6 protein-coding genes are annotated in these 12,454 nt (G+C 73.9%); 5 read left to right on the plus strand and 1 reads right to left on the minus strand.

What is annotated here, in order from left to right; translation table 11 throughout:
* Positions 1 to 151: 151 nt before the first annotated feature.
* A complete protein-coding gene (locus CCZ36_RS11865; RefSeq protein WP_128817611.1) occupies positions 152 to 1,837 on the minus strand; it encodes a serine/threonine-protein kinase in 1,686 nt (561 codons plus the stop codon).
* A 471-nt stretch (positions 1,838 to 2,308) separates the two neighbouring features.
* Between CCZ36_RS11865 and CCZ36_RS11870 the strand changes: the two genes are divergently transcribed.
* The 5 genes from CCZ36_RS11870 to CCZ36_RS11890 all read left to right on the plus strand — a co-directional run bounded on the left by CCZ36_RS11870 (position 2,309) and on the right by CCZ36_RS11890 (position 12,436).
* Entirely contained in the window at positions 2,309 to 6,094 is a 3,786-nt protein-coding gene (locus CCZ36_RS11870; RefSeq protein ID WP_128817612.1) for an FHA domain-containing protein, read from the plus strand.
* A gap of 215 nt (positions 6,095 to 6,309) precedes the next feature.
* Complete coding sequence (locus tag CCZ36_RS11875) at positions 6,310 to 7,674, plus strand: ABC transporter substrate-binding protein (RefSeq protein ID WP_069744185.1); 1,365 nt, start codon at positions 6,310 to 6,312, stop codon at positions 7,672 to 7,674.
* A 100-nt stretch (positions 7,675 to 7,774) separates the two neighbouring features.
* The gene (locus tag CCZ36_RS11880) at positions 7,775 to 9,061 is read left to right on the plus strand and encodes a carbohydrate ABC transporter permease (RefSeq protein ID WP_128819449.1); all 1,287 of its coding nucleotides are present in this window, start codon (positions 7,775 to 7,777) and stop codon (positions 9,059 to 9,061) included.
* Positions 9,058 to 10,002 (plus strand): carbohydrate ABC transporter permease, encoded by a 945-nt coding sequence (locus CCZ36_RS11885; protein ID WP_128817613.1) that lies wholly within the window; start codon positions 9,058 to 9,060, stop codon positions 10,000 to 10,002. The genes CCZ36_RS11880 and CCZ36_RS11885 overlap by 4 nt, the downstream gene beginning before the upstream one ends.
* Positions 10,003 to 10,207: 205 nt before the next feature.
* A complete protein-coding gene (locus CCZ36_RS11890; protein ID WP_128817614.1) occupies positions 10,208 to 12,436 on the plus strand; it encodes a bifunctional glycosyltransferase/CDP-glycerol:glycerophosphate glycerophosphotransferase in 2,229 nt (742 codons plus the stop codon).
* Positions 12,437 to 12,454 lie beyond the last annotated feature (18 nt).

The raw sequence follows: 12,454 nt of genomic DNA on the forward strand, positions 1-12,454 counted from the left end.
GCGGCGTTCGGGGTGTCACGCGCCCAGGATGGCACCGACCTTCACTTCTCCGGGCGGAATGGGCCCGGAGAAGTCGACAAAGAGACAACATTGCGGGTCAGGGACCGGTCGTGAGGCGGGCCCGGCCGCGCCGGGCCCTTCGGCGTACGGGTCAGGCGCCGCCCGATCCTCCGGCGCTGTCGCCGAGCTCGGAGAGCCAGTCGGAGACCTTGCCGATCCCGTCGCCGATCGCTTCCCAGTAGCCCTTGCCCTGGGCGACCCAGTCCTGGAGCGGGGTCAGCTCCCAGATCAGCCAGCCGGCGACGATCAGGAGGACGAGGGTGAACAGACAGCCCTTGAGGCAGCCGAGCCCGGGGATGCGCATCGGGTTGGCACCGCGCTGCCGCGGCGGACGCGGCTCGCGCGGCGGCCGGGCAGCCGGCTGCTGCGGCTGCGGCTGCGGGGGCGCGTACTGCTGCCGCTGGGGCTGCTGCGGCTGCTGGTAGCGCTGCGGTTGCTGTTGCTGCGGTTGGTACGGGTACTGCTGCTGGAGCGGCTGCTGCCGGCGCTGCGCGGGCTGCTGCTGCCGCTGGGGCGGCTGCTGCGGCGGCTGCTGCTGGCGCTGAGGGCGGCGGCGCAGCGGGTCCTGGCTCGGGTCCAGGTACTGCACCTGGGTCTGCTCGTTGCGGTCGCGGGCCGCCTGGAGCTGCGACTGCCAGGGGTGCGGGCCGTCCGGCTGCGGCGGTCCGTCGGGGCGCTGCGGCACGGGCGGCATGACGGCGGTCGGGTCGGGGTGGCCCTGGCTGCCGCCCGGGCCCTGCCCCTGCCCGCCGGGGCCGGTCTGCGGGAGCACACTGGTGGCCGCGGCGGGGTCGTAGGAGCCCGCGTTGCTCGGCAGCACCTGCGTGGGGTCGGCCGCGCCGGGAGTGTCCGGGACGGCCGTGGGCGCCGGGTCGGGGGCGAGCAGGGCGCCCACCCCTTCGGCGGCGGCGATCTGGGCGGAGGTCGCGTGGACGCCGATGCCCGACGCGACCGTACGCAGACCACGGGCCAGGTTCTCGGCGCTGGGCCGCCGGTCCGGGTCCTTGCTCAGGCAGCGCTCTATGACCGTCCACAGCGGTCCGGGGACGGTGGAGGGCCGGCGGGGCTCCTCGCTGAGGTGCCGGTGCAGGACTTCGAGTGCGGTGCCCCCGGCGAACGGCGGACGGCCGGTGACCAGCTCGTACAGCAGGATCCCGGCGCCGTAGATGTCGACGGCGGAGGTCTGCGGGCGGCCCTCGGCGGACTCCGGGGCCACATAGGCGGGCGTGCCGACGAACTCGTGGGTCCGGGTCAGGCCCGGGGAGTCGGCCAGGCGTGCGATGCCGAAGTCGGTGAGCATCGGGGTCATGCCGCCGTCGCGCTCGTCGAGAAGCACGTTGGCGGGCTTGAGGTCGCGGTGGACGACGCCGTCGGCATGGCTGGCGGCGAGCGCGTCCGCGATCTGCGCGGTGAGCAGGGCGGCGGCGACCGGGGTGAGCGGGCCGTTCTCCCGGAGGTAGCGGTGCAGGTCGGGGCCGTCGATCAGGTCCATCACCAGGGCGAGGAGATCGCCCTCGACGACGAGGTCGCGGGTGCGCACGATGTTCGGGTGCGTGAGCCGCAGCAGGACCGAGCGCTCCCGGAGGAACCGCATCACCACGTCGGCGTCGTTGGCCAGCTCTTCCTTGAGGACCTTGATGGCCACGGTCTCGCCGGGCTGACCCGCGACGGCTGCCTCGGCGCCCGCGGTCTCCCGCTGGCGGGCTCGCCAGACGGTGCCCGTGGCGCCGCGCCCGAGCGGCTCCTCGAGCAGGTACTTGCTGCCTACCGGCCGCACGTCATGCGCTCCCTGCTGATCGTGGCTTGCGGTCCCCCCGGCCCGCCCGAATGTTCCGGCCCACTGTAATGCCGCCGAACGGGGCACCGGGGGCTCACGTTTCGAGGAAAGACGCGGAGACCGGGCGGAAGGTTGCCGGACAGCTGATCACAGGACGGCCAGGCGTTCGGGGATCCGGCGCGGGTCGCCGCCCGGCGTGCGGCGGATAACTCCTGGCAAACCCTCCGAGCGGCGGGATCCGGACGCAAGCAGACACTTTTGCGCCCACAGCCGACCATTCAAGATCATTTAAAGGTGACCGCCGGGCGTGTTGTCAGCGGCAGGTGCGAGGATGCCTCCAGCACGGATCTGTGGACTCGGAGTCCCACGGTCCGTGACGACCTGTACGGACGACGTGTCCGTGCCGGGTGGGGGGAATCACAGGGCGTTTCCCCTGCCGGGCACCCCGCGCAGAAGGGACCGCTGACGGCGATGCAGATCCGGCTGACCGTCCTCGCGCCGCGCAGCGGCCAGACCCCGGCGCGCACCTGCGACGTGCTCGTGACCGCACCCGCCGGGACGGCGCTGGCCGCCGTGGCCTCCCAGCTGGCCGCCGCCGTGTCGGGGCCCGAGAGCTCCCTGGGTGGCGGGGCGGTCGTGCTCTTCGCCGGGCGGGAGCGGCTGGACGGCCACCGCATCGCGCTGGGCGAGCCGCCCCTGGTGGACGGCGCGGTCCTCTCGCTCCAGGTCCCCGGCGAGGACGAGGCGACGGACGACGCCGTTCCGGCCCAGCTCCATGTGGTCGCGGGCCCCGACGCGGGCGGTGTCCACCTGCTGCACGGCGGGCAGATCCGGATCGGCCGCTCCGCCGACGCGGACGTTCCGCTGGACGACCCGGACGTCTCCCGGCTGCACTGCGCGGTGTCGGTCGCCGACGACGGCCGGGTCACGGTCGCCGACCTCGGTTCGACGAACGGCACCTCGCTGGACGGCGTCGAGGTGCGTGAGCGGCCGGTCCGCCTCACCCCCGGCGCGCTGCTGCGGCTCGGCGAATCCACGCTCCGCCTCACCTCGGGCTCCCGTCCGGCGACGCTGACGACCGCCCCGGACGGTGAGGGGCATCTGCGGGTGGCCCGCGCCGAGACGGGGGCGGCCGCCCCGGGCCGGGACACGGGCGCGCCCCTCGCCGCACACGCGTCCGACCAGGGCGGCCGGGCCCCCGGCCCCGCTCACGGCACGCCCGCCCCGTCCCCGTTCGCCTCCTCGGGGCCCTCCGGGGCGTACGGGGACCCGGAGCCGTCCTTCGACGAGGCGGCCTCCTGGCAGGAGCACGCCGAGGCCGGTCCGTCCGCGTGCACGGGCGGCGACACCCACGCCCGCGGCGAGGAGTCCGCCGAGGCTCCGTCGCCCCGGCGCGGCATAGGGGCCTGGGCGAGGCGGCTCAAAGGCGGTGCGAAGGGCGAGCAGACAGCGCGCCCGGCGGCCGGAGCCGCCCGGCGAGCCGACGCGTACGGGCCTGCCCTCACTCCGGCCGTTCCGGGCACCCGGGCGGCTCACGGATCACCTCCGTACGGAACCGGCGCCCACGACTCCGGGGCGCGGGGCTCCGGCGGGCCCGGCTCCGCCGCGGGTTCCTCGGGCGTCCCGGGCGGGTCCGCCGATCCGGTGGGCGGGCCGTCCGGGGCCGGGCACCTCTCCTCACCGGCCTCCCCCGGCTCCCCCTTCTCCGCGCTGCCCTCCGCCCCCGAGGGCACCTGGCCGGACCCCGCGGCCGTGCTGCTGACCGCGCTCGGACCGGGGCCCCGCCTCTGGGAGCGCCACCCGACCCACCCGGAGGCCCTGGTGGTGCGGCTCGGCACGACCGACCGGGCCGAGGTGCCCGCCGTGCCGGTGACCGTGGGGCTGCGGGAGGCCGGTTCGCTCGGGCTCGCCGGTCCGCGCGCCCGGCTGGCGGGTCTGGCCCGCGCGACGGTGGCGCAGCTCGCCGCACTGCACTCGCCGTTCGACCTGGAGATCGTCCTGATCTCCACGGACCGTTCCCGCACGCTGGAGGAGCGGCGACGCGAGTGGTCCTGGCTGGGGTGGCTGCCGCATCTGCGCCCGACGCACGGGCAGGACTGCCGACTGCTCCTCGCGTACGACCGTGAGCAGGCGGAGGCCCGTGCGGCCGAGCTGGTGCGCCGCCTCGACGAGGGCCCCCTCGGTCCCGGCTGGCCGCATCTGGACCGGGCGGCGGTGGCCGAGGCCGCCCGCGCCCACACGGGCCCGCACACGGTGGTCGTCCTGGACGGCGACCCGGGTACGGCGTTCCTGCGCGAGACCACGGCGCGGCTGGCCGGGGCGGGCGCGGCGGCCGGGATCCATCTGATCTGCCTGGCCGAGACCCCGGCCGCCTCCCCCACCTCACCGGTGGCCGCGACGTACGAGGCCGCCTGCCGCGGCTCCATCGCCTTCCGGGAGTGCGGGGCCGTCGCGATGCTGAGCGGCGACGTCGCCACGGCGTTGCGCCTGCTGCGTACGGCGGGCGGGCAGGCCGCCGGGCACGGGACGGTGGCCGCGGTGGACGCGGTGTCGGCGGCCTGGGCCGAGCGGTTCGGGCGGGCGCTCGCGCCGCTGCGCGAGGAAGGTTCGGCCGCGCTGGCGGGCCGGCCGACGACCGCGGCGCTGCCGCCGTCCGCCCGGCTGCTGGACGAGCTGGGGCTGGCCCGGGCCACCCCGGCGTCGCTGATGGCCCGCTGGGCGTCCACGGCGGAGGCCCAGCCGGGCGCTTCGGCTCCCCGGACGGCCGCCGCGCCTCAGCCTCGTACCGAACTGGACAGCCCCAACTCCGGGCGCACCCTCAGCGCGGGCCCGCGCGTCGGCCCCCAGCGCACGGCGGCCTCCCCGCACCACGACTCCGGCCGCGCGCCGTACCCGGCCGCAGGCGCCCCGGACCCGGGCCGCACCCCGTACCCGCCCCTGACCTCCAGGGACTCAGGCCGTACGCCGTACCCCTCGCTCGACACCCGCGACTCCGGCCGTACGCCGTACCCTCGCGCGAACTCCCGCGACTCCGAGCGCACACCCCACCTGGGCGCCCAGCGTTCCGGACCGGGGCGCGGTGCGGGGACCGGCTCCGGCTCCGGCTCCGAGGCAGGCGTCGATGCCCGGGAGCGGGGCGACGCCACCACCCCGGCGTCCGGTTCCGGCGGGGCCGCCCCCGCCACCGTCCACGCCGGCCGGCCCGTCCTCGTCCTCGGGGCCGGCCCCCGGGGCCCCCTCAGTGTCGATCTCGCCGACGAGGGCCCGCACCTGCTGATCGAGGGGCCCCCGGGCAGCGGTCGCACGGAGCTGCTCCGGGCCGTCGCCGCCTCGCTCGCCTCCGCGGCCCGGCCCGATCGGCTCGGCATCCTCCTCGTCGACGGCTCCGGCGGCGAACAGGGCGAGCGCGGCGAAGGCCTGCTCCCCTGTACGGAGCTGCCGCATGTCTTCACCCACCTCGTGGCGTCCGACCCGGTCCGGATGCGGGAGTTCGCGCAGGCGCTCGGCGGCGAACTGAAGCGGCGCGCCGAGCTGCTCGGCGAGCTGGACTTCGCGGCCTGGCACGAGCGCTTCGGAGAGCAGGAGGCCCAGCGGGGGCCCGCCCCCCGCGTCGTGGGCCAGCGTCCGCCGAGCGGTGCGGAGCGCCGGGGCGATCTGGACTCCCCGGCCAGCGGCACCCTGCGGCTGCGCCCGGCCGCCGCCCGCTCCGCGGACCCGGGCCCGTCCCCGCTGCCCCGCCTCGTCGTCCTCGCCGACGACTTCGACGCGCTGGTCGCCCCGGCGCTCGGCTCACCCGGCCGGCCCGCCGCCGGTTCCGTGGTGCGGGCGCTGGAGGCCGTGGCCCGGGACGGCGGACGGCTCGGGGTGCACCTGGTCGCCACCTCCGCGCGCCCCGACCGCACCGAGGACACCGAGCTGGCCCGGGGAGCCCGGCTGCGCATCGTGCTGGACGCGCCGGCGCTGCCGCCCTCCCCGGACGAACCGGCCCCCGGCCGGGGCAGGCTGGGGCATCCGGACGGCCGGGTGACGCCGTTCCAGGGCGGCAGGGTCACCGGCCGCATCCCGCGTACGGCGACGCTCCGGCCGACGGTCGTCCCGCTGGAGTGGGAGCGGATGGGCGATCCACCGACCCGGCGCCCGGTCCGGGAGCTGGGCAACGGGCCGACCGACCTCGCGCTGCTCGCCAGCGCCCTGGAACGCGCTGCCCGCTCGGTGAACGCCGAACGGCTGCCCGCGCTGGTGCCGTTCACCACCTGACGCCATCGGGCGCCGCTCCGGGGAACCCGCCCCTTCCCCTGCCCGGGCAGGCTTCCGACATGCCCTGACATGACGTCACGAGGCGATCACGATCGGCGTGTTGGGACCTCCGGCGGTATTGCGGGGCCCGTGCGCCGGGCGTAGGACTGTGCGCACGGACGACGTGGTCCGGGCCTGCGAGGTGGCCGGGCCCGTACGGAAGAGACGGGGCAGGAATGCGCACAACCTTCTCGATACGCAGGACCGCAGTCGTGTTCGCGGCGGTCGGCGCTCTGGCGCTCACCGGCTGCGGGGGCGACGGCGACGGCAAGAAGAAGACGGGTGACGACTCCGGCAAGGGCACGGACAGCGCAGCCACGGTGGAGCTGCCGAAACTGGACGGGGAGAAGGTCTCCGTCGCCGCGGTCTGGACCGGACCCGAGCAGGCCAACTTCACCAAGGTGTTGGACGAGTTCGAGAAGCGTACGGGCGCGGATGTCACGTTCGTCCCGGCGCAGGACCCGATCATCAACTTCCTGGGCACCAAGATCGCGGGCAAGCAGCCGCCGGACGTGGCGATGATCCCGCAGGTCGGCGCGATCCAGCAGGCGGCCGCGAAGAAGTGGGCCAAGCCGGTCGGCGCCGAGGCGAAGGCCCAGCTCGACAAGAACTACGCCCAGGTCTGGCAGGACCTCGGGGCGGTCGACGGCACCCAGTACGGGGTGTATTTCAAGGCCGCCAACAAGTCCCTGATCTGGTACAACGCCGCCGCGTTCGACAACGCGGGGGCGAGCGAGCCGAAGACCTGGAAGGAGTTCCTGACCACCGCCGAGACGGTGGGCGCCTCCGGCGTCACCCCGGTCTCGGTGGGCGGCGCGGACGGCTGGACGCTGACCGACTGGTTCGAGAACGTCTACCTCTCGCAGGCGGGCCCGGAGAAGTACGACCAGCTGGCGAAGCACGAGATCCCGTGGACCGACCCGTCCGTGAAGGACGCGCTGACCACGCTCGCCGAGCTGTTCGGGAAGCCGGAGCTGATCGCGGGCGGGGCGGACGGGGCGCTCCAGACGGAGTTCCCGGCCTCGGTGACGCAGACCTTCACCGGGGGCGACCAGCCCAAGGGCGCGATGGTCTTCGAGGGTGACTTCGTCGCCGTCAACATCGCGCAGACCGAGGCGAAGATCGGTACGGACGCCAAGGTGTTCCCGTTCCCGGCGGTCGGCGCGGACTCGCCCGTGGTGACCGGCGGAGACGCGGCGGTGGCGCTGAAGGACAGCAAGGGCGCGCAGGCGCTGCTGACCTGGCTGGCGTCGGCGGACGCTGCGAAGATCTGGGCCGAGGCGGGCGGGTTCATCTCCCCGAACAAGAGCCTGGACCTGAAGGCGTACCCCAACGAGGTGCAGCGCACGATGGCGCAGGCGCTGATCGACGCGGGCGACGCCGTCCGGTTCGACATGTCCGACCAGGCCCCGCAGTCGTTCGGCGGGACGCCCGGGGCGGGCGAGTGGAAGATCCTCCAGGACTTCCTGAAGAACCCGAAGGACATCGCGGGGACCCAGAAAAAGCTGGAGTCCGAAGCGGTCAAGGCGTACAAGAGCTGACGCCGTGACGACAGCGACCGCGGGGGGCGCCGGTGCGGCGCCCCCCGCCGACGACACGAGTCCGAACCCGTCCCCCGACCCGAAGAAGCCCGGCCGGAACGTGACCGGCACCCGCGGGGTCGTCGCGGCGGTGTTCCTGCTGCCCGCGCTGGTGCTGCTCGGTGCGCTGGTGCTCTACCCGATCGGGTACTCGGTCTACCGGTCGTTCTTCGACCAGGCCGGTACGGGCTTCGCCGGGTTCGACAACTACATCTCTCTGTTCACCGACGACACGATCCTCATGGCGGTGAAGAACAACGCGATCTGGGTGGTCTTCGCCCCGACGGTCGCCACCGCGCTGGGGCTGATCTTCGCGGTGCTGACCGAACGGATCCGCTGGGGCACCGCGTTCAAGCTGATCGTCTTCATGCCGATGGCGATCTCGATGCTGGCGGCGGGCATCATCTTCCGGCTGGTGTACGACCAGGCCCCCGAGCGCGGGGTCGCCAACGCGGTGGCGGTGAGCGTGCACGACACGTTCAACGAGTCCGCCGGTTTCCCGAAGGCCCGCCCGCTGCCCGTCCACCCGCTGAAGAAGGCGGTCGGCGGGACGTATCTGTCCAAGGAGCCGATCCGGGCGGGTGAGCCGCTGCGGGTGCCGCTGGTCGGTGTGGCCCCGGCGAAGATGCCGGGCGACGCGCGGCCGGCCGAGGGCGCGCCCGCGGCCTCCGGGGACACGATCTCCGGCACGGCGTGGCTGGACTTCACCCGGGGCGGCGGCGGGAAGCCGAACGTCGTCGACCCGGAGGAGCTGGGGCTCAAGGGCCTGAAGGTCGAGGCGGTGAAGGACGGTGAGGTCGTCGCCACCGCGACCGCGGGGGCGGACGGGGTGTTCACCCTGCCCGCCTCGGCGGAAGGGGCCCAACTCCAGCTTCCGGCCGACAACTTCCGCGAGCCGTACAACGGCGTCGACTGGCTCGGCCCGTCCCTCGTGACGCCCGGGATCATCGGCAGTTACGTGTGGATGTGGGCCGGGTTCGCCATGGTGCTGATCGCGGCCGGGCTGGCCGGGCTGCCGCGCGAACTGCTGGAGGCGGCCCGGGTGGACGGGGCCAACGAGTGGCAGGTGTTCCGCCGGATCACGGTGCCGATGCTGGCGCCGGTGCTGGCGGTGGTCCTGGTGACGCTGATGATCAACGTGCTGAAGGTCTTCGACCTGGTGTTCATCATCGCGCCGGGCTCCTCCCAGGACGACGCGAACGTCCTGGCGCTCCAGCTGTACCGGTCCTCGTTCGGCACGGACGCGGACCTGGGGATCGGCAGCGCGATCGCGGTGCTTCTGCTGCTGCTGGTGATCCCGGTGATGCTGGTCAACATCCGCCGGATCCGGAAGGAGGGACGGCGATGAGCAGCGCACCGGACGTGAACACCGCCCGCATCGGCCGCCAGAAGGCGGTCTCCCGGAAGACGGGCGGCGCCCCCGAAGCGCCGAAGGCCGAGCAGTCCCTCGGAGCCCGGATCGCCGCCCGCGCGGGTGGCGGGGTGATGCGGGTCTTCCTGGTCCTGGTCGCCCTGTTCTGGCTGATGCCCACGATCGGTCTGCTGCTGTCCTCGCTGCGCGGTCCGCAGGACATCGCGGCGACCGGCTGGTGGAAGATCTTCACCGCCCCGTCCGAGCTGACCTTCGAGAACTACCAGCGGCTGCTGGACAATTCGACGATCACCGGCTCGCTGGGCAGCACCATCATGATCACCGTGCCCTCCACGGTGCTGGTGGTGCTGATCGGATCGTTCGCCGGATACGCCTTCGCCTGGATGGACTTCCCCGGCCGGGACTGGCTGTTCCTGCTGGTCGTCGGGTTGCTCGTGGTGCCGGTGCAGGTCGCGCTGATCCCGGTCTCCGAACTGTTCGGCACCATCGGGATTTTCGAGACGACGCTCGGGGTGGTGCTGTTCCACACGGCGTTCGGCCTGCCGTTCGCGATCTTCCTGCTGCGGAACTTCTTCGCGGAGATCCCCCGCGAACTCCTGGAGGCCGCCCGGCTCGACGGGGCGGGCGAGATCCGGCTCTTCACGCGGGTCGTGATGCCGCTGGGCGGTCCGGCGATCGCCTCGCTCGGGATCTTCCAGTTCCTGTGGGTGTGGAACGACATGCTGGTCGCGCTGATCTTCGCGGACTCCGAGTCGCCGCCGATCACCGTGGCGCTCCAGCAGCAGGTACGCCAGTTCGGCAACAACATCGACGTGCTCGCACCCGGCGCGTTCGTGTCGATGGTGATCCCGCTGGCGGTGTTCTTCGCCTTCCAGCGGCAGTTCGTCTCCGGCGTGATGGCGGGTGCGGTCAAGTAGGCGGCACCGCACGGCCGTACGCCCTCGAAGGCGCCCCGGCCGAAAACGTACGGCTGTACGTCAACACGGAGCGGCCCGGTTCCCCGGAACCGGGCCGCTTCCGCGTCCGGGTCCCCCGATTGCCACGTCCGGCGTAACCCTGTCATTCCATCCGACGTTTGCGCTCTGCCTGGATTTCCGCGAACGATCGACCCATGGATGTGTAGTGCCCCGGTTCTCCGTCATCGTGCCCGCATTCCGGGTCCAGGCGTATCTGCACGCGTGTCTGGATTCCGTGCTGGCCCAGTCCTTCAAGGACTACGAGGTCATCGTGGTCGACGACTGCTCCCCCGATGCCTGCGGACCGATCGCCGACGAGTACGCCCGCCGGGACCCCCGCGTCACCGCACTGCACCTGCCCCGCAACATCGGCCTCGGCCCGGCCCGCAACGCCGGGATGGGCCGGGCGGCCGGTGACTACCTGATCTTCCTCGACGGCGACGACACCCTGCTGCCGGACGCCCTCCAGACCATCGCCGACCGGATCGACACGACCGGCGGGCCCGACGTCCTGATGTACGACTACGCCCGTACGTACTGGACGGGCCGCAGCGTCCGCAACGTCCTGGCCGCCCATCTCGACGAGAGCGGCCCCGAGCGCTTCCGGCTGACCGACCGCCCCGAGCTGCTGCAACTCCTCATGGTCGTCTGGAACAAGGCGTACCGCCGCGCGTTCGTCGAGGCCGAGGGGTTCACCTTCCCGCCCGGCTACTACGAGGACACCCCCTGGACCTACCCCGTCCTGATGGCGGCCGACTCGATCGCCGTGCTGGACGCGGTCTGCGTCTCCTACCGGCAGCGGCGGCGCGGCAACATCCTCTCCACCACCAGCGAGAAGCACTTCGACGTCTTCGACCAGTACGACCGGGTCTTCGCGTTCATCGACTCCCGCCCCGAACTCGCCCTGTGGCGACCGGTGATGTTCCGTCGCATGCTGGACCACTTCTCGGCGCTGTTCGCCTCCCGGGACCGGCTGCCGCTGCACAGCCGCGCCGCGTTCTTCCGCCGGGCCACCGCCTCCTGCCGCCGCCACCACACCCCCGGCGCCCCGGCTCCCCGCCGCGCCCTGCTGCGGCACGGTCTGATGCATCTCGGCGCGCGGCGCACCTACCGGGCCCTGTCGGAGGCCCGGCGCCTCGGCGGCCGGCTGCGGAAAGGGGCGGCGGCCCTGCGCCGGGCGGTCCGGGGCGCGGCACTGCGGGCGCACTACCGGATCCAGTTGCGGCTGCCGCTGCGCACCCGGGACGCGGTGTTCACCGCCCGGGGCGGCGGGTACGCGGGCAGCCCGGCGGCGATCGAGGCGAAGGTCCGCGAGCTGGTCCCGGGGGTGCGGACGGCCTGGATCTGCCGGCCGGTCGACGCCCACACCGTGCCGACCGGCACCCGGCATCTCGCACCCGGTACCTTCGCCCACCGGGCCGCGCTGGCCCGCTCGGCGTATCTGGTGAACGACGGGTCCTTCGACCGGGGGCTGGTCAAGCGGCGGGGCCAGACCCTGCTCCAGACGCACGAGGGCACGCCGCTGCGGACCGAGGGCACCGATCTGCTGGACCGGCCCGCCGCCGCCCGAGGCACCGACTTCGACGAGCTGCTGCGCTCGGTGGACTCCTGGGACTTCTCCCTCTCGGCCAACCCGCACTCCACCCTCGTACGGGAACGGGCCTATCCGTCCGCGTACACGACGCTGGAGTACGGCTCGCCGCGCAACGACGTCTACCACCGCACCGGGCCGGCCGATGTGGCACGGCTGCGCGAGACGCTGGGCATCCCGGCGGGGGCCACGGCCCTGCTGTACGCCCCGGTGTCCCGCGACTACCGGCGGGTCCAGCGGCCCACCCTGGACCTGGAGCGGCTGGTCCGGGTGCTGGGCCCGCAGTTCGTGATCCTCGCCCGGGCGCCGCGTCCCGCCGGTCCGGGAGGCAGGGGCCGGGCGCCGCATCCCCGGATCATCGACGTGAGCGCCCACCGGTCCGTGGAGACGCTGGCGCTCGCCTCGGACGCCCTGCTCACCGACTACGCCTCGCTGATGTTCGACTACGTCAACCTGGACCGCCCGGTGGTGCTGCACCTCGACGACATCGAGGCGTACGAGGCGGCCCGGGGCACGTACTTCGACATCACGGCGTTCCCGCCCGGCGTCGTCGCCCGGAGCCAGGACGAGCTGTTCGACATCTTCGCCACGGACCACTGGCGGGGCTCCCGCTCGGCGCAGCTGCGGGCCGCGTTCCGGGCCCGGTTCTGTCCGTACGACGACGGGTACGCCGCCGAGCGGGTGGTGCGGCGGGTCTTCCTCGGGGAGACGGACGGGCTGCCGCTGCCGGTGCCGTTCTCGGCCCGCCGGACGCCCGCGGCCCTGCCCGCGCAGGACGGGGCCGGGGCGGCCGTCGGGGGCTGACCCCGACGGCCGCCCGGG

Origin of the sequence: Streptomyces sp. S063, from assembly GCF_002832675.1 — a bacterium.
Lineage (GTDB): Bacteria > Actinomycetota > Actinomycetes > Streptomycetales > Streptomycetaceae > Streptomyces > Streptomyces sindenensis.